The sequence below is a fragment of the Burkholderia sp. 22313 genome, from assembly GCF_052045245.1.
Taxonomy (GTDB): Bacteria; Pseudomonadota; Gammaproteobacteria; order Burkholderiales; family Burkholderiaceae; genus Burkholderia.
Genome location: NZ_JBQEON010000011.1, coordinates 48,697 through 71,332 on the forward strand (window position 1 = coordinate 48,697; position 22,636 = coordinate 71,332).

Genomic DNA, 22,636 nt, shown 5'->3' on the forward strand with positions numbered 1-22,636 from the left:
ACGGAGCCTGGCCCATGCGAACCGACGCACTCGACGGAACGACCCTCGATTACTGGTGCGCACCTGCGTTGTGCGCGGACGACGAAGACACGCTGTGCTTCACGGCCGTCGAGCCGAAGGTGATCCTGACCGCCGCATGCGACGCGTTGCGGCGCCTCGACGCGCATTTCGCGCCGTCGGCGTCGTGGGCCGACGCGGGCGCGGTGCTCGAGCGCGTCGGCGACCTGCGGATCGCACGGCACGGCGACAGCGTCGAATGCGATGCGTGCTTCATCGACGGCCCGTCGACCTGCGCGGCGCGCGCGCCGGACGTGCGTACCGCGTTGCTGCGTGCGTTCGTGCGGGCGCGCTGCGGCGACGACGTCGAACCGCCGCCGTCGTTCGCGCACCGGATCGAACGTGGCGCCGCGGTGCGCTACGACCCCGGCGTGCCGCTTCCCGAAACAGACGACGATCCGGCCAGCGGCGACGGTTCCGATATCCGGTCGATTCCGCGGATGTGACGACGCCGGACACACCGGCCCCGAGATGCACGCGACGCACGCGATGCAGGAACCGTACCGCGTCGATGTAAAAACGACAGCGTCGCGCATCCTGGATTCCACCTGCGCATTGGTACGCCGGGCACGACGCAGCAGGCACACGGGTTGCGACGAACCGCCGTCATCGCCCGTCGCCCGCCCGCACGTCAACTCATGAACGCCACACCGCCCTTCGCCCCGCACCTCTACTTCTGCGACGCCCGCCTCGTCGGCCCGCTCGACGCTTGGCCCGACACGTTCGCGCACGTCGCGGCCATGGGTTTCGACCACGTGCTGATCGGCGGTTTCTGGGCCGCCAGCGTCGCGGGCTTTCCGCGCCACGTCACCGATTTCCACCGGCCGGCCGCGACGTTCGCGACGCGCGCCGGCGCGCTCGAAACCTTCTCGCGGCTCGCGCAGCTCGCGCACGGCCACGGGCTGCGCGTGCTGCTCGAAGTCGTGCCGGACCGCATCGCCCGCGACAATCCGCTGCGCGCGGCGCATCCGGACTGGTACGTCGAGCGCGCGCACGACGACGCGCTGATCGATCCGCGCTCCGCCGCGCATGAAGTGGATGTCGCGCATGCACAGGTCGGCGACGACGCGACCCACGACGCGCTGGCAGCGTGGTGGTGCACGCACCTCGCCGCCTTCGCGGATGCCGGCGCGGCCGGCTTCCTGATCGACGCGCCGCACCATCTGCCGGCGGCATGGTGGCCCGGCTGGCGCGCGGCGCTGCGGCGCGCGCGCCCTGACGTCGCGGTGCTGGCCGGCGTGCCGGGCCATGCGCGCGACGCGCTCGCGCAGCTCGAGGCGGCCGGCTTCGATGCGGTGTTCTCGTCGGCGCGCTGGTGGGACCTGCGCTCGCCGTGGTTCGCGGACGAACACCGGCTGCTGCGCCGCATCGGTTCGCCGATCGCGTTTCCGGACGCCTTCGACGGCCCGCGTCTCGCCGACGACTGGCACGACGCGCCGGACGACACGCTCGCCCGCGCGTACCACCGCGCGTTGTGGACGGCCGCGGCGGTCGGCACCGGCTGGCTCGTGCCGATGGGCTTCGAGCGCGGCGTCGGGCTGCCGCTGATGGCGCGCGACGCGGACGCCGCCCGCTACCGCGCCGCGTTCGACGGCGCCCGCTTCGACCTGTCCGGCGCGATCGCCGACGCGAACGCGTGGCGCCGCGCGACGCCGCTCGCGGCCGAACGTGGCGAAATCGCGCAACTGAGCGCACCGGGCGCGACCGCGACCGCGTTGCTGCGCGGCCAGGGCCCGTCGCTCGAATACGACGACACGGCGCTGCTGATCGCGCTGAATGCCGATCTCGACACGCCGGCGCGCGTCGATCCCGCGACGATCCTGCCCGGCGTGCCGGGCGGCTTCACGCACGTCGCGACCCCGGACGGCACGCACAAGCACGCGCCCGTCGCGCTGGGCACCTTCACGCTCGAGGCCGGCGGCCATGCGCTGCTCGAAGCGTGGCGCGCACCGCCCGCGCTCGCGCGCGCGGATGCCGCCAGCGAGCGCACCGCGCTGTCCGCCGCGCTCACGGCCGACCGGATCGCGATCGAACGGGTCGAGCCGGCCGTGGACGGCGGCCGCTTCGCGATCAAGCGCGCGATCGGCGAAACACTGGTTGTCCACGCATCGATCTTCACGGACGGCCATGCGCATCTCGCGGCCGCGCTGCAATGGCGCGCGGACGATGAAGACGACTGGCGCGAAGTGCCGTTCGTCGAGGAGCCGAACGACCGCTGGCACGCACGCATCGCGCTCGACCGGCTCGGTCGTCACGCGTTCCGCGTGATCGCGTGGCGCGACGACTGGGCATCGCTCGTCACCGACATCGCGAAGAAGCGCACGGCCGGCCAGGACGTGACGCTGGAAGTGCGCGAAGCGCAACTGCTGCTCGCGACCGCGCTGAAGCTCGCGAAGCCGGCCGATCCGCGCGCGATCGGGCAGATGGAACGGCTGGCGGCCGACTTCAAGGACGCGCCGCCGGACGAGCGCCTCGCCCTGCTCGGCTCGCCCGTCATCGCGCAAACCTACGCGGCGCTGCGCTACCGGCCGTTCGTCACGCACGACGACACCGTCTATCCGGTCGAGGTCGAACGCCGCGCGGCGCGCTTCTCGAGCTGGTACGAGATGTTCCCGCGCTCGGCGAGCAACGATGCGCACCGGCACGGCACCTTCGACGACGTGATCGCGCAACTGCCGCGCATCCGCGACATGGGCTTCGACGTGCTGTATTTCCCGCCGATCCACCCGATCGGCACGGCCGCGCGCAAGGGCCGCAACAACACGCTGACGGCCGGCCCCGACGACGTCGGCAGCCCGTACGCGATCGGCTCGCCGGAGGGCGGCCATACGGCCGTGCATCCGCAGCTCGGCACGCTCGCGTCGTTCCGCACGCTGGTCGATGCCGCGCATGCGCAGGGGCTCGAAATCGCGCTGGATTTCGCGATCCAGTGCTCGCCCGACCATCCGTGGCTGGCCGCGCATCCGGGCTGGTTCGCGTGGCGGCCCGACGGTTCGCTGCGCTATGCGGAGAACCCGCCGAAGCGCTACCAGGACATCGTGAACCCCGACTTCTACGCGCCCGACGCGCTGCCCGGCCTGTGGGTCGCGCTGCGCGACGCGGTGCTGTTCTGGGTCGACGCGGGCGTGCGGATCTTCCGCGTCGACAATCCGCACACGAAGCCGCTGCCGTTCTGGGCGTGGATGATCGCGGACGTGCGCGGCAAGCATCCGGACGTGGTGTTCCTGTCGGAGGCCTTCACGCGGCCGGGGATGATGTATCGGCTCGCGAAGGTCGGCTTCTCGCAGTCGTACACGTACTTCACGTGGCGCGAGTCGAAGCGCGACTTCATCGACTATCTGACCGAGCTGACGGCCGGCCCGCCGCGCGAGTTCTTCCGGCCGAACTTCTTCGTCAACACGCCCGACATCAATCCGCGCCACCTGCAGAACGCGCCGCGCTCGCAGTTCGTGATCCGCGCGGCACTCGCGGCGACGCTCGCCGGCTCGTGGGGGATGTATTCGGGCTTCGAGATCGGCGAATCGGCGCCGCTGCCCGACAGCGAGGAATACGCGGACGCGGAGAAATACGAGCTGCGGGCGCGCGACTGGCGCAAGGCCGCGCACATCGGCGCCGAAATCGCGCGGCTGAACCGCGCGCGACGCGACCATCCGGCGCTGCAGACCCATCTCGGCCTCATGTTCGTCGACGCCGACAACGACCAGGTGCTCGTGTTCGTGAAGGCGACGCCCGCGCACGACAGCGTCGTCGCCGTCGCGATCAGCCTCGACCCGTGGCATCCGCAGGCCGCGAATTTCACGCTCGACGCGTCGCTGTGGCGCGGCTTCGGGCTCGTCGACGGCGAGCCGCTCGACGCGCTCGAACAGGACGCCGCGCATGCCGAAACCTGGCGCGGGCATCGCCAGTACGTATCGCTCGACCCGCACGTGCGGCCCTATGCGATCTGGCGGCTCGCGCCGTCTCCCGGCGCCGCGCGAGCGGCGGCGTCCGACCCGGGCGAGGTCCGGGGTGCTTCCGGAGGGCAACACGGATGATGAAACGCGAAGACTCCCTCGACGACGTGCGCCGCGCGCAATTCCCGTCGCTCGCCCCGGCCGGCACGCCGCGCCGGCGCCGTTCGCGGCGCCGCGCGCCCGCGCTCTGCGCGGACGATCCGCTGTGGTACAAGGACGCGATCATCTACCAGGTGCACGTCAAGTCGTTCTACGACTCGAACAACGACGGGATCGGCGACTTCCCGGGCCTCATCATGAAGCTCGACTACATCGCCGAACTCGGCGTCGACACGATCTGGCTGCTGCCGTTCTACCCGTCGCCGCGCCGCGACGACGGCTACGACATCGCCGACTACCGCGACGTGCATCCCGACTACGGCACGCTTGCCGACGTGCGGCGCTTCATCCGCGAAGCGCACGCGCGCGGCATTCGCGTGATCACCGAGCTGGTGATCAACCACACGTCCGACCAGCATCCGTGGTTCCAGCGCGCACGGCGCGCGAAACCCGGCTCGATGCATCGCGACTATTACGTGTGGTCCGACACCGACACGAAATACGCGGGCACGCGGATCATCTTCCTCGATACCGAAACGTCGAACTGGGCGCACGACCCGGTCGCCGGCCAGTACTACTGGCACCGCTTCTACTCGCACCAGCCGGACCTGAACTTCGACAACCCGGCCGTGGTGCGCGAGGTGATGCAGGTCATGCGCTTCTGGCTCGACCTCGGCATCGACGGGCTGCGGCTCGACGCGGTGCCGTATCTCGTCGCCCGCGAAGGCACGAGCAACGAGAACCTGCCGGAGACGCACGCGATCCTGAAGCGGATCCGCGCGACCATCGATGCCGAGTATCCGAACCGGATGCTGCTCGCCGAAGCGAACCAGTGGCCGGAAGACGTGCAGGAATACTTCGGCGACGAGGACGAATGCCACATGGCGTTCCACTTCCCGCTGATGCCGCGCATCTACATGTCGATCGCGAGCGAGGACCGCTTCCCGATCGTCGACATCATGCGGCAGACGCCGGCGCTCGCGCCGAGCAACCAGTGGGCGGTGTTCCTGCGCAATCACGACGAGCTGACGCTCGAGATGGTGACCGACTCGGAGCGCGACCTGCTGTGGCAGACCTATGCGAGCGACCGCCGGGCGCGGATCAACCTCGGGATCCGGCGCCGCCTCGCGCCGCTGATGGAGCGCGACCGGCGCCGCATCGAGCTGATCAACTCGCTGCTGCTGTCGATGCCCGGCACGCCGGTGATCTACTACGGCGACGAGCTCGGGATGGGCGACAACATCCACCTCGGCGACCGCGACGGCGTGCGCACGCCGATGCAATGGTCGTCCGACCGCAACGGCGGCTTCTCGCGCGCGGACCCGGAACTGCTGGTGCTGCCGCCCGTGATGGGCTCGCTGTACGGCTATGACGCGATCAACGTCGAGGCGCAGACGCGCGACCCGCACTCGCTGCTGAACTGGACCCGGCGCATCCTGGCGACGCGCCGCGCGACGCAGTCGTTCGGGCGCGGCACGATCCGCTTCCTGCGGCCGGAGAACCGCAAGGTGCTCGCGTACCTGCGCGAGCTCGAAGGCCACGAGACGGTGCTGTGCGTCGCGAACCTGTCGCGCGCGTCGCAGGCGGTCGAGCTCGACCTGTCCGAATTCGCGGGCCGCGTGCCGATCGAGATGACGTCCGACTCGGCGTTTCCACCGATCGGGCAGCTCACGTACCTGCTCACGTTTCCGCCGTACGGGTTCCTGTGGTTCGTGCTGTCGGAGCACGGGCGCGAGCCGTCGTGGCGGCAGCCGCATGCGGAGCCGCTGCCCGAATACGTGACGATCGTGATGCGGCGCGGCGAGGCGCGGCCGGACGTCGGGCAACTGCACACGCTCGCGCACGATGCGCTCGCGTCGTGGCTCGCGCGGCGGCGCTGGTTCGCGTCGAAGGACCGCAAGATCGGCGACGCGTGGCTGAACGTCGTCACGCCGATACCGGACGAGCCGTTCCAGTATGCGGAAGCGTGGGTGTCCGCAAGCGGCGGCGGCGTCGAACGCTACGTGGTGCCGCTGGCCGCCGCGTGGGGCGGCGAGACGTCCCAGCCGCTGTTCGCGCAGCTCGCGCTCGCGCGGGTGCGGCGCGGCCATACGGTCGGCTACCTGACCGATGCGTTCGCGCTGCCTGCGTTCGCGCGCGGGATGCTGCGCAAGCTGCGCGACGGCGCGACGGTGCCGACTTCCGACGGCGGCCGCCTCGCGTTCCTGCCCGAGCACGCGCTCGCCGGGCTCGATCCCGGCGACGACGCCGACGTGCGCTGGCTCGCGGCCGAGCAGAGCAACAGCTCGCTCGTGATCGGCGACGCGATCGTGCTGAAGCTGGTGCGCAAGGTCGCGCACGGCATCCATCCGGAAGCCGAGATGAGCCGGTACCTGACGCGCATCGGCTATGCGAACACCGCGACGCTCGCGGGCGAGGTCGTGCACGTCGATCCGGACGGCACGCCGCATACGGTCGCGATCCTGCAGCGCTATGTCGACAACCAGGGCGACGCGTGGACGCGTTCGTCCGACTTCCTGAAACGCGCGGTCGACGAGCTGGCGCTGCCCGGTTCCGACGACGGCGAAACCGCGGACACGCACGACGAACCGGACGCGCTGCTCGGCTACGCGGCGTTCGCGGGGATCGTCGGCACGCGGCTCGGCCAGCTGCACGTCGCGCTCGCGCAGCCGTCGGACGATCCGGCGTTCGCGCCGGAACCCGCGACCCCGGAATACGTCGACGGCTGGTGCGGCGATGCGATCGCGTCGTTCGAGCACGCGCTCGACGTGCTCGGCACGCGGCTCGATGCGCTCGAAGCGCTCGACCCGGCCGCGCGCGCCGCCNGCGCGACGCCGCGGTGCAGGCGCTCCGCGAACTGGTGCCGCGCACGCTCGATGCGCAATGCATCCGGATTCACGGCGACTTCCATCTCGGCCAGGTGCTCGACGTGCAGGGCGACGCGCTGCTGATCGACTTCGAGGGCGAGCCGGCGAGGCCGCTCGAGCGGCGCCGCGCGAAGTCGCATCCGCTGCGCGACGTGGCCGGCTTCCTGCGCTCGCTGTCATACGTGAGCGCGACCGCGCAATTCGGGATCGAGAAGGCGCCGCCGCAGGCGGAGCGCCGCAAGCGCGCGCTATTCGACCGCTTCGGGCAGGCCGCCGCCGATCGCTTCGTCGAATGCTATCGCGCGGCCGCCGACCAGGCGCCCGAACGGTTCGTCGACCCGCACTACGCGGACCGCCTGCTCGCGCTGTTCCTGATCGACAAGGCGTCGTACGAGCTGTGCTACGAAGCGTCGAACCGCCCGGACTGGCTCGGCGTGCCGGTGGGCGGCCTCGCGGCACTCGTCGAACGCCTGCTCGATGCGCAAGCGCAAGGCATCGACGACCACGGAGCGCCCCGATGAACGACACGCTGTTCGACCGCGGCGACATCGATGCGCTGCTCGCCGGCCGCCATCCCGACCCGTTCGCATGCCTCGGCCCTCACGGCGAGGCCGGCCGGATCGTCGTGCGCGCGCTGCTGCCCGGTGCGCGGCGCGTGCGCGCGGTCACGCCCGATGGCGACGAACTCGGCACGCTCGCGTGCGTCGATGACGCCGGCTGCTTCGCCGGCACCCTCGCGCACGACGGCCATTACCAGCTCGCGATCGACTGGCCCGATGCGCGCCAGGTGACCGACGACGCGTATGCGTTCGGCACGCTGCTCGACGACGCGGCGCTCGCGCGGTTCGCGGCCGGCGACCCGGCCGCCGTGCTCGACTGCCTCGGCGCGGCCCCGGCCCGCATCGACGGCACCGACGGCGTGCGCTTCGCGGTGTGGGCGCCGAACGCGCAGCGCGTGTCGGTGGTCGGCGACTTCAACACCTGGGACGGCCGCCGCCACCCGATGCGGCTGCGCCGGCCGTGGGGCGTGTGGGAGCTGTTCGTGCCCGGCATCGGCGCCGGCGAATCCTACAAGTACGAGCTGCGCGCGGCCGACGGGCGCGTGCTGCCGCACAAGGCCGACCCGTGCGCACGTGCGACCGAGGCGCCGCCGCGCACGGCGTCGATCGTCGCCGATACCGCCGCGCTCGACGCGTTCGCGTGGCACGACACCGGCTGGCTCCACGCGCGGCCCCATGCCGATCGCCGCTACCGCATTCCGTGGTCGATCTACGAAGTGCATCCGGAGTCGTGGCAACGCGTGCCCGAGGAGATGGACCGCAGTTCGACCTGGGACGAACTCGCCGAGCGGCTGATCCCGTACGTGCAGGGGATGGGTTTCACGCACGTCGAATTCATGCCGATCTCCGAATACCCGTTCGGCGGCTCGTGGGGCTACCAGCCGCTCGCGCAGTTCGCGCCGTCCGCGCGCTTCGGGCCGGTCGACGGCTTCGCGCGCTTCGTCGACCGCGCGCATGCGGCCGGCATCGGCGTGATCGTCGACTGGGTGCCCGCGCACTTCCCGAACGATGCGCACGGCCTCGCGCAGTTCGACGGCAGCGCGCTGTACGAGCACGCCGATCCGCGCGAAGGCATGCACCCGGACTGGAACACCTGCGTGTTCAACCTCGGGCGCAACGAAGTCGGCGCGTTCCTGATCGCGTCGGCGCTCGCGTGGGCGCGCCACTATCACGTCGACGGCATTCGCGTCGACGCGGTCGCGTCGATGCTGTATCGCGACTATTCGCGCAACGAAGGCGAATGGGTGCCGAACATCCACGGCGGGCGCGAGAACCTCGAATCGGTCGCGTTCCTGCGCGCGCTGAACGATACGCTGCACGGCGCGCTCGCGCCGGCCGGCGTCGTCACCTTCGCGGAGGAATCGACCGCGTGGCCGGGCGTGACCGCGGCGACCGGCGACGGCGGGCTCGGCTTCGACTTCAAGTGGAACATGGGCTGGATGCACGACACGCTCGCGTATCTGCACGAGGACCCGATCCATCGCCGCTATCACCACGACCGGATGACCTTCGGGCTCGTCTATGCGTTCTCCGAGCGCTTCGTGCTGCCGCTGTCGCACGACGAGGTCGTGCACGGCAAGGGCTCGCTCGCCGCGAAGATGCCGGGCGACGCGTGGCAGCGGCTCGCGACGTTGCGCGCGTACTTCGGCTTCATGTGGGCGCATCCGGGCAAGAAGCTGCTGTTCATGGGCAGCGAATTCGCGCAATGGGCCGAATTCGCGCACGACGCGACGCCGCACTGGGATCTGCTCGACGCACCCGCGCATCGCGGCGTGCAGCGGCTCGTGCGCGACCTGAACCGCGCGTATGCGGCCGAGCCGGCGCTGCATGCGCTCGACTGCCACGCGGCCGGCTTCGCCTGGCTGATCGGCGACGATCGCGACAACAGCGTGTTCGCGTTCGCGCGCCGCGACGAGTCCGGGCGCGTCGTCGTCGCGGTCTGCAATTTCACGCCGGTGCCGCGCGCCGGCTATCGCGTCGGCCTGCCCGCCCCCGGACAGTGGCGCGAACGGATGAACACCGATGCCGCCATCTACGGCGGCACCAATGCCGGCAACGACGGCGCCGTGTGGGCGGAGAACGTGCCCGCGCACGGCGAGTCGTGGTCGGCCGCGTTGCGCCTGCCGCCGCTCGCCACGATATGGCTGTGCCCGGCCTGACCCCCGGCGCCCTCGACACGGAGACCCTCCCCATGCCGACCGCCCTGCCCTCCCGTCTCGAACCCGGCCGCTGCTATCCGCTCGGTGCGACCTGGGACGGCCTCGGCACCAATTTCGCGGTGTTTTCCGCGCATGCGCAGCGCATCCAGCTGTGCGTGTTCGATCCGACCGGCCGCAAGGAACTCGCGCGCCTCGACCTGCCCGAATGCACCGACGAGGTGTGGCACGGCTACCTGCCGAACGCGCATCCGGGCACCGTGTACGGTTTTCGCGCGGACGGCCCGTACCAGCCGCAGCACGGCCATCGCTTCAACCCGACCAAGCTGCTGCTCGACCCGTACGCGCGCAAGCTGGTCGGCCAGTTCCGCTGGTCCGACGCGCTGTTCGGCTATCGCGTGCATTCGAACCGCGCGGATCTGTCGATGGACCGCCGCGATTCCGCGCCCGCGATGCCGAAGGCCGTGGTGGTCGACGAAGCCTTCGACTGGCGCACCGACCGGCGCCCGAACGTGCCGTGGCGCAGCACCGTGATCTACGAGACCCACGTGCGCGGTGCGTCGATGCGCCGCGCCGGGCTGCGCGTGCCGGAGCGCGGCACGTTCGCCTCGCTCGCGCACCCGGCGTTCGTCGATCACCTGCTGTCGATCGGCGTGACGACGATCGAGCTGCTGCCGGTGCATGCGTTCCTCCAGCAGCGCGCGCTCGTGCACCGCGGGCTGCGCAACTACTGGGGCTACGACACGGCCGCGTTCTTCGCGCCGGAGCCGTCGTATTTGTCCACGCGGCGGCTCGACGAGATGCGCATCGCGATCCGCCAGCTGCATGCGGCCGGCATCGAGGTCGTGCTCGACGTCGTCTACAACCACACGTGCGAAGGCAACGAGCTCGGCCCGACGCTGTCGTGGCGCGGCCTCGACAACGCGAGCTACTATCGGCTGCGGCCGGACGATCCGCGCTATCACGTCGACGAGACCGGCTGCGGCAACACGCTCAACCTGTCGCACCCGCGCGTCGTGCAGATGGTGATGGACTCGCTGCGCTACTGGGCCACCGCGTTCAACATCGACGGCTTTCGCTTCGATCTCGGCGTGACGCTCGGGCGCGAGGATCACGGCTTCGAGCCGGGTGCGGGGTTTTTCGACGCACTGCGGCAGGACCCGGTGCTCGCGCAGCGCAAGCTGATCACCGAGCCGTGGGATCTCGGCCCCGGCGGCTATCAGCTGGGCCGCCATCCGCCCGGCTTCGCCGAATGGAACGACCGCTTTCGCGACACCGTGCGGCGCTTCTGGCGCGGCGACGCGGGGCAGCGTCCGGAGCTCGCCGCGCGGCTCGCGGGCTCGGCCGACCTGTTCAATCACCAGCGGCGCCACACGTGGGCATCGGTCAATTTCGTCACCGCGCACGACGGCTTCACGCTCGCCGATCTGGTCTCGTATGCGCACAAGCACAACGACGCGAACGGCGAGGACAACCGCGACGGCCGCGACGACAACTGCAGCGCGAACTGGGGCGTCGAAGGCGCCACCGACAATGCGTCGATCCGCGACCTGCGCGAGCGCGTCGCCCGCTCGATGCTCGCGACGCTGTTCACCGCGCTCGGCACGCCGATGCTCGTCGCCGGCGACGAATTCGGCCGCACGCAGCACGGCAACAACAATGCGTATTGCCAGGATAACGAACTGTCGTGGCTCGACTGGGACCTCGCGCGCAGCGACGAAGGCGTGCAGATGATGCGTTTCGTGTCGCGGCTCGCCGCGATGCGGCGCATGTATCCGGTGATGTCCGCGCCGCGCTATCCGTCGGGCGATCGCGACGGCGCGCCCGGCATGCGCGAGATCGGCTGGTTCGACGAACGCGGCAACGCGCTGAACGTGCCCGCGTGGGAGGACGGCGAGCGCCGTGCGCTGACGATGCGGCGCGTCGGCACCGGCCGCACCGGCCGTACCGAGGCCTTGCTCGTGATGCTGAACGCGTCGGCCGGCACGATCACGTTCAAGCCGCCCGCCCCGGCGCTCGACTATCGCGTGCTGCTCGATTCCGCGACGCCCGACGCCGGCCCGCGCGCGTGGCCGGAGGCCGGCCTCGACGTCGCCGCGCACGCGGCCGTGATCGCCGTTGCGGCCGTGCCACCCGACCTGTCTTCGTGAGGAACCGCCATGACGTCACGTTCCGCCCCTCCGCCCGGCACCCACGCGTTCGCGTCGTCGTTCGGCGCAACCTGCATCGACGCCGGGCACACGCGCTTCCGGCTGTGGGCGCCCGCGAGCCGCACCGCCGCGGTCGAACTGCACGGCGAGCAGCGCGTCGGCATGCGGCCGGCGGGGGACGGCTGGTTCGAGGCGAGCGCGCCGTGCGGCCCCGGCGCGCTGTACCGCTTCCTGCTCGACGACGGTCTCGCGGTGCCCGATCCGGCCTCGCGTTTTCAGCCGTATGACGTGCACGGGCCCAGCCAGGTCGTCGATCCGGCCGCCTATCGCTGGCGCAACGATGCGTGGCGCGGCCGGCCGTGGCACGAGACGGTGCTGTACGAGCTGCACGTCGGCGCGTGCGGCGGCTATGCGAACGTCGCACGCCGCCTGGCCGACCTCGCCGCGCTCGGCGTGACCGCGCTCGAGCTGATGCCCGTCAACACGTTCCCGGGGGCGCGCAACTGGGGCTACGACGGCGTGCTGCCGTTCGCACCCGACGCGTCGTACGGACGGCCCGAGGAGCTGAAGGCACTCGTCGACGCCGCGCACGGGTTCGGGCTGCAGGTGTTTCTCGACGTCGTATACAACCACTTCGGCCCCGAAGGCAACCTGCTGCCGCGCTATGCGCCCGAATTTTTCCGCACCGACCGGCAGACTGCGTGGGGGCCCGCGATCGATTTCTCGCGCGCGCAGACGAGCGCGTTCTTCAGCGACAACGCGCTGTACTGGCTCGACGAATTCCGCTTCGACGGCCTGCGCATCGATGCCGCGCACGCGATCGACGACGATGCGTGGTTGCGCGCGCTGGCGCGCCGCGTGCGCGCGTATGCCGGCGACACCCGCCACGTGCATCTGGTGCTCGAGAACGAGCGCAATGCGGCGAGCCTGCTGGGGCCCGGCGGTTTCGACGCGCAGTGGAACGACGATTTCCACAACAGCGCGCACGTGCTGCTGACCGGCGAACGCGACGGCTACTACCGCGCGTACGCCGATGCGCCGCTGCGCCATCTCGCGCGCACGCTCGGCGAAGGCTTCGCGTACCAGGGCGAGCCGTCGCCGCTGCACGACGGCGCGCCGCGCGGCGAGCCGAGCACGCACCTGCCGCCGACCGCGTTCGTCACGTTCCTGCAGAACCACGACCAGATCGGCAACCGCGCGTTCGGCGAACGGCTGCGCGCGCTCGCGAACGACGACGCGGTGCGCGCGGCCACCGCGCTGATGCTGCTCGCGCCCCAGGTGCCGCTGCTGTTCATGGGCGAGGAAGACGGCAGCACGCAACCGTTCCAGTTCTTCACCGACTATCGCGGCGCGCTCGCCGATGCGGTGCGCGAAGGCCGCCGCCGCGAGTTCGCCGCGTTTCCCGCCTTCGCCGATCCCGCGCATCGCGACGCGATTCCCGATCCGAACGATCCCGGCACGTTCGTGCGCTCGTCGCCGTGCCACGCGAACGACGACGCCTGGCCCGACGCCGACGCATGGCGCCGCTTCTACCGCAGCGCGCTGACGGTGCGCGCGGCGCTCGTGACACCGCATTTGCCGGGCGCCCGCGCGCTCGGCGCCGAGCCGCTGTTCGGCAACGGCAACGGCGGCGCGGTTGCGCTCGTCGCGCGCTGGCGGCTCGGCGACGGCAGCACGCTGACGATCGCGTTCAATCCCGGCTCGCACGACGCGGTGCTGGCCGCGCCGCCGGTCGGCAAGATCGTGTTCGAGACACCGCCGCGCGCACGCGACCGGCTCGCCGACCAGCGGCTGACCGCGCGCACCTGCATCGCGTGGCGCGACGGCGCGGTCAACCTCGATGCACTGCATCACCGCGCGAACGGGCACGCACGACCATGACGTCCGACATACCGATCGCCGAACTCGCGCGCGCGGCCGGGCTGGAGCCCGACTGGATCGACTCGGGCGGCGTCGCGCGGCGGGTGGACGACGACGCGCTCGTCGCGCTCGTCGATGCGCTCGGCTGGCCATGCGGCACGCCGATCGAGCGCGTCGACAGCGCGGCCGCGCTCGCCGCTGCGCACGATGCGACGCCGCAGGTCGTCACCGGTGACGCCGGCGTGCCGCTGGCGCTGCCGCGCAGCATCGCGCCGCCGGGCGCACGCGTGCGGATCGCGCTCGAATCGGGCGGGCACGTCGACGCGCGCGTGGCCGGCGCGGGCGAACACGGGATGCTGCCGCCGCTCGCGCAGCCCGGCTATCACGCGCTCGACATCGGCGCACAGCGGATCGGGCTCGCGATCGCGCCGCCGCGAGCGCGCCCGTTCGATGCCGGCGACGGCGGCCCGCACGCACGGCGCCGCTGGGGCATCGCGGCGCAGCTCTACAGCCTGCGCCGCGCGGGCGACCAGGGCGCGGGCGACTACACCGCGCTGGCCGGCCTCGCCGTCCACGCGGCGCGGCACGGCGCGCACGCCGTCGCGATCAGCCCGACGCATGCCGGCTATCCGGCGCTGCCCGAGCACGACAGTCCGTATTCGCCGTCGTCGCGGCGCTGGCACAACGTCGCGTATCTCGACAGCGACGCGGTGCCGGGCGCCGACATCGTGCGGCAAATGAGCGGCGCAGCGGCGGGCATCGAGCCCGCAACCGATGCGCCGCTGATCGACTGGCCGCATGTGTTGCCGCTGAAGCTGCGCCGGCTGCGTGCGTGCTTCGATGCGTGGCGTGCGAGCGGCGAGCCGTCGCGCGACGCGTTCGAGCGGTTTCGCGGCGCGGGCGGCGCGGCGCTCGACGCCCATGCGCGCTTCGACGCGCTGCAGGCGTTCTGCATCGACCACGGGCTCGGCGCGGACTGGCGGCAATGGCCCGCGCAATGGCGCACGCCGGCGTCGGCCGAAGTCGACGCGTTCGCGCATGCCCATGCCGAGACGATCGCGTTCCACACGTTCCTGCAATGGTGCGCGGCGGACGCGCTCGGTCGCGCGCAGCATGCGGCGCGCGATGCCGGGATGGCGATCGGGTTGATCGCCGACCTCGCGGTCGGCTCCGATCGCGCCGGCAGCGACGCGTGGGCGCACGGCACGACGCTGCTGCGCGGCGTGTCGGTCGGCGCGCCGCCCGACCTGTTCAATGCGGACGGCCAGGCGTGGGGCGTGACGACGTGGACGCCCGCCGCGCTGCGCGCGAACGGCTTCGCGCCGTTCGTCGCGCTGTTGCGCACGGCCTTCGCGCATGCGGGCGGGATCCGCATCGATCACGTGCTCGGTTTGGCGCGTATGTGGATCGTGCCGGAAGGCCGGTCGCCGCGCGACGGCGCGTACCTGCGCTATCCGCTCGACGATCTCCTGCGGCTCGTCGCGCTGGAGGCGGCACGGCATCGCGCGGTCGCGATCGGAGAAGATCTCGGCACGGTGCCGGCCGGGTTTCGGGCGCGGCTCGGCGCGCAAGGCATCGCGGGGATGCGCGTGCTGTGGTTCGAGCGTGACGCGGACGGCGCGTTTCGGCCGCCGTCCGCGTGGGATCGCGACACGATCGCGATGACGTCGACGCATGATCTGCCGACCGTGGCGGGCTGGTGGCGCGGCGTCGATCTCGCGTGGCGGCGCGGCAAGGAGGTTGACCACGGGCATGCACGCCATGCCGGTGACGACGTTGGCCCGGCCGCGGCCGCTCACGGCTCGGGCCACGACGAACGGAACGTGCCGTGCCTGCGCGACGATGCCGGCACCGTCACGCCCGCTTCGCCCGCCGCGCCCGCCATACCCGACACGTCACCGCCCGACCGCGACCTCACCGCTTCGTCCGCTTCGTCCGCTTCGTCCGCTTCGGCTTCGACATTCGCATCCGCATCGACCTCCGCCGAAGCCGAACGCGAGACCGATCGCGCCGCGCTGTGGCGCGCGTTGAAGCAAGCCGGCTGCACGGCGACCGGCCCCGGCCAGGCGATGCCGGCCGCCGATACGCCGCCCGTCGACGCAATCGTCGCCTATGTCGCGCGCAGCCCGTCGCCGCTCGCGATCGTGCCGCTCGAGGATCTGCTCGCGCTGGACGCCCAGCCGAACCTGCCCGGCCCGCCGTGCGGCCATCCGAACTGGCTGCGCCGGCTGCCGCGCGCGGTCGACGCGCTGTTCGACGCCGACGTGCGCAACCGCATCGCGGCGCTCGAATCCGCACGCCGCGACGCGGAGGACGACGCATGACGCCGCGCGCGACCCTGCGGCTCCAGCTGCATGCGGGCTTCACGTTCGACGATGCCGCCGCGCATGCCGACTACTTCGCGCGGCTCGGCGTGAGCCACCTGTACCTGTCGCCGATCGCGACGGCCGAGCCCGGCTCGCTGCACGGCTACGACACCGTCGATCCTCGCGCGATCCGTGCGGAACTGGGCGGCTCAGCCGGCTTCCGGCGCCTCGTCGACGCGCTGCGCGCGCGCGGCCTCGGCGTGATCGTCGACATCGTGCCGAACCACATGGGTGTCGGCGGCGCATCGAACGGCTGGTGGAACGACGTGCTCGAATGGGGCCCCGCCAGCCCGTATGCCCGCCATTTCGACATCGACTGGCATCCGCCCGATCCGGCGCTCGACGGCAAGGTGCTGCTGCCCTGCCTCGGCACGCCGTACGGCGATGCGCTCGCCGCCGGCGACATCTCGCTCGCCGCCGAGCCGTCGAGCGGGCGCTTCGTCATCGCATGCCCGGGCAGAACGCTGCCCGTCGCCGCGTCGACCTACACCGAAATCCTGCGCATCGCGAATCGCCCGGACCTGAACGCGCTCGCGCAACGCTTCGATGCCGTGCCGGTACGCGGCAGCACGCGCCTCGCGGACGCGCACGCCGCGTTGCGCGACTATGCCACCGCGCACGGGCCGCATGCGTTCGATGCGATCCTGCGCGGCGCCGATCCGCGTCGCGCAAGATCGCGCGCGTGCCTGCACCGGCTGCTCGAACGCCAGCACTACCGGCTCGCGTGGTGGCGCACGGCCGCCGACGAACTGAACTGGCGGCGCTTCTTCGACATCGCGACGCTCGCGGCCGTGCGCGTCGAGGACGACGCGGTATTCGACGCCGTGCACGCGCTGCCGCTGGCGCTGCATGCGGCCGGCGACCTGGACGGCCTGCGCGTCGATCACGTCGACGGCCTCGCCGATCCGCGTGCCTACTGCCGGCGCCTGCATGCGCGGCTCGCCGCGCAGCGCGACGCGCCACCGTATATCGTCGTCGAGAAGATCCTCGCGCCGGGCGAGACGCTGCGCGACGACTGGCGCGTCGACGGCACGACCGGCTACGACTTCATGAACGACGTCGCCGCGCTGCTGCACGATCCGGCCGGCGCCGCGCCGCTCGCCGCGCACTGGGCGGCCGTGTCGGGGTCGGCGCGGTCGTTCGCGCAGGAGGCGGTCGCGGGCAAGCGGCACGTGCTGACGCGGCAACTCGCGGGCGAGCACGAACGCGTCGCGCGGGCGTTGCACCGGATTGCGCGTGCGGCACCCGCGACGCGCGACCTCAGCCGGATCGCGATCCATCGCGTGCTGGGCGAACTCGCCGTGCACTTGCCCGTATACCGGATGTATCCGGCATACGGCGACGAGCCGACCGGCGCCGATCGTCGCGTGCTCGCGCGCGCGTACGACGCGGCATGCGCCGGCATCGATCCGTCCGATCGCTACGCGCTCGATCGGGTTGCCGCCTGGCTCGGGCTGCCGGGCACGCGCGTGCCGCGCACGGATGCCGCCGCGCTCGTTGCCGCGCGCGTCGCGTTCGCGCAGCTCACCGCGCCGCTCGCCGCGAAGGGGGTCGAGGACACCGCCAACTATCGCTACGGCCGGCTGCTGTCACGCAACGAAGTCGGCGCGGATGCGGGCGATTTCAGCCTGTCGCGCGGCGCGTTCCATGCGCGCAACCGGCGGCGCGCGCGGCTCGTCCCGCATACGCTCGTCGCGACCGCGACCCACGATCACAAGCGCGGCGAGGATGCGCGTGCGCGGCTCGCGGTGCTCAGCGAAATGCCCGATGCGTGGCGCGCGGTGTCGCTCGACTGGTCGGCGCTGAACTTGCCGCAACGCGGCCGTGCGCATCGCGATCTCGCGTGGACGCCGGGGCCGGCCGCGGAAGCGATGCTGTACCAGACGCTCGTCGGTTGCTGGCCGCCGGCGCTCGCCCCCGACGACGCGGCCGGGCTCGCGGCGCTCGCGGAACGCGTGGTGCGCTGGCAGACGAAGGCGCTGCGCGAAGCGAAACGGCAGACGGACTGGCTCGCGCCGGACGCGGACTACGAGCGCGCATGCGAGCAGTTCGTCCGCGCGATCCTGACGCCGCGCGGCGCGGGCGATTTCGTGCACCGGCTGCATGCGTTCGTCGCGCGGATCGCGCCGGCCGGTATCGTCAACAGTCTTGCGCAGGCGGCACTGCGGATGGCGTCGCCGGGCGTGCCGGACCTGTATCAAGGCACCGAGTCATGGGATCACTCGCTCGTCGATCCGGACAACCGGCGCGACGTGCCGTTTGCCGCGCTCGCGGCCGAGCGGGTCGACGAGCCGGTTGCCGCGTATCTGCGGGACTGGCCGGATGCGCGTGTGAAGCGCGCGCTCGTCGAGCGGATGCTCGCGTTGCGCGCGCGCTGGCCGGCGACGTTCGCGGAGGGCGCGTATGTGCCGCTGCGTGTGCGCGGCCGCCTCGGGCGGCATGCGGTGGCGTTCGCGCGGTGCGACGAAGCGGCGACGGTCGTGGTCGTCGCGACGCGGCTCGCGTGCCGGTTGCTCGGGGAGACGCCGGGGTTGCCGCGCGTGACGCCGCGGGAATGGGGCGATACGGCCGTGGTGCTGCCGCATGGGGCTGGCACGCGGTGGACGGATTGGCTGAATGACGGAAGCGAAGTCGGTGCGGCGGATGGCGCGATCCGGCTCGATCGCTGCCTTGCCGCGTTGCCGGTGGCGGTGCTGGTCGCGGACGATACGAAGCGCCGGGAGCCGTAATCGGTTTTGTGCAAATCAGCCCCGTTAGCGCACGCGAACCGATGCTGTTTCCTTCAATCCTCGATAGGTCGAACCAGACAAGTCAATTCGTCTTTCGGACTGCGGCGCGTAAAGCACGACTACGTCCCAACACCCAATAAGCCTATGCGACAAAGATACATTTCAGGCGGCACCGGATCGAGAAAGTCTCGCCATTTCTGCCGACGTGGTGCTGCCGGTTATTCGAGCCCACGTCAACGAGAATCAACGATTAAGCGGTTATCATTGCAACAGCCGACCTATGCATGCCTGACCCAATTCAGCACAACCGGAAGACGTCGAACGGGTAGTTTGGCCGTTGTGCCGGTTCCTCACTTGACGCGATGGATCACCTGCTTCCGCATTACGAACGAGAACTTGCGCTACTACGCCGATCGATTGCCGCCTTCGCGACGCGTTATCCCAAAATTGCCATTCGCCTAGGGATTAGCGGCGACCGTTCCGAAGATCCCCATATCGAGCGAATGCTGCAGTCGTTCGCCCTTCTTGCTGCGGATATAAACAGTCGAATCGACGACAGCTATCCGGAGTTTGCCGAAGCCCTCCTCGGCATGCTGTACCCCCAGTATCTTCGTGCGTTTCCGGCGTGCGCAATCGCCCAGTTCGATGTCTCGGACATGTTCGATAAAATCACCGAGCCATTCGTCATATCCCGCGACACGGAGCTGGCAAGCAAGACGAAAGATTGCCGTTTCCGGACCGTATACGACGTAACGCTGGCGCCCGTACGTATTTCGAACGCGCGCTATACGTCGACGTCAGCCATCCCTTCCGATGTGGTGCTGCCCACCAACACGACCGGCCTTCTCTCTATCACCTTCGCAGTGGCACGGCCCGACTTTCGTATCGACGCCATCCCCAGCCCATTGCGCGTCCACGTCAGCGGCGCCGGCGAAATCGTCAGCGCCGCATTGGATGCGATGACGATATGCACGACCGCAGCGTTTGTCGAAGATGCCGGACGCCGCTGGAAACCGCTGAACGCGCCGCCCCTTTCTATCGTCGGCTACGGCGATTCCGAGAGATTGATTGGGGAAGATCACGGCCCAGCAGCCTTGAGGCTGGTGAGTGAATACTTCGCGTATCCGCAGAAATTCAATTTTGTCGACGTCGATCTCGCATCGCTCGTGCGTGCCGCAGGCTCCGGGCAACATCTGACACTCCATCTCGCCATATCCGGTATTCACCCGGATTCGTCGGCTGCCCAAAGGCTAAAGAATCTGTCGGCCGACCATCTCAAGCTCTTTTGCACGCCGATCGTCAACCTGTTCCGACTCACCTCCTTGCCGCTCAAGCGAGACCCGATTACCGACACGTATCCCATGCAGTCCCAAAATACCGATGTCGCCGACGTCGAAATCTGGTCAGTCGACGCGGTCCGGGCTACAACGAGCGCGTCCCGAGCACATGTCATACATCCGTTCACATCGCTCACGCACGGCAGTTCCGCCAAACTGACCGGCCCCTACTGGATGCTCATGCAACGCACCGCCGTTCCGTCGGAAAAGAAGGAAACCGTACTCGGCCTGGTGGGACTCGATGGTCGACCTGCAACCGACACCGGGATTGAGCAAATAGTGGTCGACGTCACCTGCTCGAATGGCAATCTCCCTCGCACGATGCGATCCAGTGCCAACGATGGCGATCTGGTGAATGAGCAAGGCGCGCTGGTGTCGCGCATCGCGATGCTGAGCGCGCCAACGGAGATCCGACGTTTGCCGCGCGAAGGAAATTCGGCGTGGCGATTTATCGCGCTGCTCGCCCCACACTCGATCGAACTGACCCGAGCGGGGCTCGTGGATTTGAAACGCCTGTTCCGCGAATTCTCCCATCATTCCGCAGGGCACGCGAACCTGCTGGATGGACTGACGAATCTGAGCCATCGCGTCACGCAGCTGTGGCTGCCGGGAAAACCAATGCCGAGCTTCGCGCGCGGCCTGGAAGTGACACTGACGGTCGATGAACAGGTTTTCGCTGCCGCCAGTCTCAGCACGTTCATCACCGTCATGGATCACTTCTTCGTGATGCACGCGCCGACGACAAGCTTCGTTCAACTCGTCGTGATGTCCGCCAACACCGGGCGGGAAATTCGACGCTGCACGCCTCGGCCCGGGTCGATTCAGCTGATTTGATTTTCAGGGGCGGGCGTGTTGCGGATCATGGCGCGCATTTCTTCGTCAGACTGTCGAACATCCCGAACCACCGCCTGCTTTAACGTGATTCGTTCCACACGGACAAAGCACCAGGTCGCCATCCAAGACGCATGAACGGCCGTCCTCTTGCATATCGGTACCGCTACCTTGGATTGGATGCTCGCCAGGACATTTCGTGCACGTTGCCATTTCGTGATCCAGAGCGATACGTCTGTCGCCATCGTACATACTCGAAGCGGAAGCGATGACACGGCCGCCGGTCGTAGTCGGATCGCCATCACATACCAACGCTTTACTCATAGTGGACTCCGTCCAGTAGGCGATTGAGGGGGCGCGGCACATTCGGAGAGAACTCAGGACTCGCTGTAACGAAAAATCAGCTTACCCATCTGCCACGTATCATCAGGTCGCTTTAGTTTTTTTGATGTTTTTGGCAAGTCAACATCTGGTGGATTATCCCAGCCAAACGTCGCAAATATCCGATTTGCCATAGGCAGCTGCCTCTTGAATCTGCGACTTACTCTATATGCCAAAAAAATGGCTATTATCTCAATCGCCGCCCATGAAATGAAAAATGACTTCATAAAGAATATCCATCGATCATGCAGGCCATTGTATAGCATCATCGACGCCACCAGTAGCGTCATGGCCATCGCACAACCACTCCAAAATAGCACTGATAATTTCAAGAAGAATTTAAATAACGCCCGACTACCACGTTCGCAATGAGGGTGAATGGACAAAATTCCATCGCTACATCTCCTGATCGCGTATCCAACCCACCCAGACTCCGCCTGCTCCGCGACAACTTCGACCTCGTCACCATTTTCGAAGACCGACAACCAGATCCACGCACGAACCTCCTCACCATTCAGCTTAAAGATCACTAGGTCGCCGACCGTGTCAGTGAACTGCGTGGATGTACTGAGGTTCAGTGCAATGTCGTTCAAGCCAGCCAGCGCCGCCACGACCGCGGTTCGCTCCATTGCCAGCTTGTCCGCTTCCGTGAAAACCGCCTCATAGGAGGCACGGCGCTTCGTCAGCCCCGTGATGACTCCACGTAGGAGCACCGGAGTAGAGGCCCGCTCAGCTTCCACCTTTGTATCTCGTCGTGACAAGTGCCACCCAACAGGAGTTCATGATTCGATATAACGGAAGATGAGTTTACCCATCTGCCATGTATCTTCAGGTTGCCGCAGCTTCTTTGAAGTTTTCGGCAAATTAACATTGGGAGGATCTTCCCAGCCAAATGTTGCGAATATCCTATTTGCCATTGGCAATTGGCTTTTAAATCTCCTCCAAATTCGATAAGCAATAAAAATCGCCACCATCTCTATCGTTAGCCAAGCTAGAATCCCTCCCTCCAAGAGAGTCTGCCAGCCTTCAACGTCATTAATCATCAATACAACCTGGATCAGCGCTATGATCAATGCACACCCACTCCAGAACAGCATCGACCATTTCAGAAGATTTTTAAAAAGTGCTCGACTGCCGCGTTCGCAATGCGGATGGATAGACAGAACACCATCACCACACCGCCGGATTGCGTATCCAATCCATCCAGACTCCGATCTCTCTGCAACAACCTCGACCTCGTCACCATTTTCGAAGACCGACAACCAGATCCACGCACGAACCTCCTCACCA

General features: G+C 69.0%; 11 protein-coding genes and 1 pseudogene. 9 read left to right on the forward strand and 3 right to left on the reverse strand.

Annotation, left to right across the window (positions count from 1 at the left end; all coding sequences use genetic code 11):
- Window positions 1-14: 14 nt before the first annotated feature.
- The 9 genes and pseudogenes from ACTJKF_RS11475 to tssF all read left to right on the forward strand — a co-directional run bounded on the left by ACTJKF_RS11475 (window position 15) and on the right by tssF (window position 20,968).
- Entirely contained in the window at window positions 15-503 is a 489-nt protein-coding gene (locus tag ACTJKF_RS11475) for a phage protein NinX family protein (RefSeq protein WP_440623657.1), read from the forward strand.
- 192 nt (window positions 504-695) lie between these two features.
- Window positions 696-4,091 (forward strand): maltotransferase domain-containing protein, encoded by a 3,396-nt coding sequence (locus tag ACTJKF_RS11480; RefSeq protein WP_440623658.1) that lies wholly within the window; start codon window positions 696-698, stop codon window positions 4,089-4,091.
- Window positions 4,091-7,497, forward strand: a pseudogene (gene treS / locus ACTJKF_RS11485) (maltose alpha-D-glucosyltransferase). Before ACTJKF_RS11480 ends, treS begins: the two are co-directional and overlap by 1 nt.
- Window positions 7,494-9,695, forward strand: coding sequence for a 1,4-alpha-glucan branching protein GlgB (gene glgB / locus ACTJKF_RS11490; RefSeq protein ID WP_440623659.1), 2,202 nt, complete (start codon window positions 7,494-7,496; stop codon window positions 9,693-9,695). The pseudogene treS and the gene glgB overlap by 4 nt, the downstream one beginning before the upstream one ends.
- A 32-nt stretch (window positions 9,696-9,727) precedes the next feature.
- Complete coding sequence (gene glgX / locus ACTJKF_RS11495) at window positions 9,728-11,842, forward strand: glycogen debranching protein GlgX (RefSeq protein ID WP_440623660.1); 2,115 nt, start codon at window positions 9,728-9,730, stop codon at window positions 11,840-11,842.
- A 9-nt stretch (window positions 11,843-11,851) separates the two neighbouring features.
- Window positions 11,852-13,723 (forward strand): malto-oligosyltrehalose trehalohydrolase, encoded by a 1,872-nt coding sequence (treZ, locus tag ACTJKF_RS11500; protein ID WP_440623661.1) that lies wholly within the window; start codon window positions 11,852-11,854, stop codon window positions 13,721-13,723.
- The gene (gene malQ, locus ACTJKF_RS11505) at window positions 13,720-16,026 is read left to right on the forward strand and encodes a 4-alpha-glucanotransferase (protein WP_440623662.1); all 2,307 of its coding nucleotides are present in this window, start codon (window positions 13,720-13,722) and stop codon (window positions 16,024-16,026) included. Before treZ ends, malQ begins: the two co-directional genes overlap by 4 nt.
- Entirely contained in the window at window positions 16,023-18,797 is a 2,775-nt protein-coding gene (gene treY / locus ACTJKF_RS11510) for a malto-oligosyltrehalose synthase (protein ID WP_440623663.1), read from the forward strand. The genes malQ and treY overlap by 4 nt, the downstream gene beginning before the upstream one ends.
- A 362-nt stretch (window positions 18,798-19,159) precedes the next feature.
- A complete protein-coding gene (gene tssF, locus ACTJKF_RS11515; protein ID WP_440623664.1) occupies window positions 19,160-20,968 on the forward strand; it encodes a type VI secretion system baseplate subunit TssF in 1,809 nt (602 codons plus the stop codon).
- A gap of 45 nt (window positions 20,969-21,013) precedes the next feature.
- On the opposite strand, the gene ACTJKF_RS11520 is transcribed toward tssF, so the two are convergent.
- The 3 genes from ACTJKF_RS11520 to ACTJKF_RS11530 all read right to left on the reverse strand — a co-directional run.
- Window positions 21,014-21,331, reverse strand: coding sequence for a PAAR domain-containing protein (locus ACTJKF_RS11520; RefSeq protein WP_440623665.1), 318 nt, complete (start codon window positions 21,329-21,331; stop codon window positions 21,014-21,016).
- Window positions 21,332-21,342: 11 nt separating this feature from the next.
- Window positions 21,343-22,086, reverse strand: coding sequence for a putative type VI secretion system effector (locus ACTJKF_RS11525; protein WP_440623666.1), 744 nt, complete (start codon window positions 22,084-22,086; stop codon window positions 21,343-21,345).
- Between the two features lie 39 nt (window positions 22,087-22,125).
- On the reverse strand, window positions 22,126-22,636 hold a 511-nt coding region (locus ACTJKF_RS11530; protein ID WP_440623667.1), incomplete at its 5' end, for a putative type VI secretion system effector.

Bases quoted from the DNA above. Each gene is read 5' to 3' on its own strand.
- treZ (WP_440623661.1), top strand. From the start codon at position 11,852: ATGACGTCACGTTCCGCCCCTCCGCCCGGCACCCACGCGTTCGCGTCG.
- glgB (WP_440623659.1), top strand. From the start codon at position 7,494: ATGAACGACACGCTGTTCGACCGCGGCGACATCGATGCGCTGCTCGCC.
- glgX (WP_440623660.1), top strand. From the start codon at position 9,728: ATGCCGACCGCCCTGCCCTCCCGTCTCGAACCCGGCCGCTGCTATCCG.
- tssF (WP_440623664.1), top strand. From the start codon at position 19,160: ATGGATCACCTGCTTCCGCATTACGAACGAGAACTTGCGCTACTACGC.
- ACTJKF_RS11520 (WP_440623665.1), bottom strand. From the start codon at position 21,331: ATGTGCCGCGCCCCCTCAATCGCCTACTGGACGGAGTCCACTATGAGT.
- treY (WP_440623663.1), top strand. From the start codon at position 16,023: ATGACGCCGCGCGCGACCCTGCGGCTCCAGCTGCATGCGGGCTTCACG.
- malQ (WP_440623662.1), top strand. From the start codon at position 13,720: ATGACGTCCGACATACCGATCGCCGAACTCGCGCGCGCGGCCGGGCTG.
- ACTJKF_RS11480 (WP_440623658.1), top strand. From the start codon at position 696: ATGAACGCCACACCGCCCTTCGCCCCGCACCTCTACTTCTGCGACGCC.
- ACTJKF_RS11475 (WP_440623657.1), top strand. From the start codon at position 15: ATGCGAACCGACGCACTCGACGGAACGACCCTCGATTACTGGTGCGCA.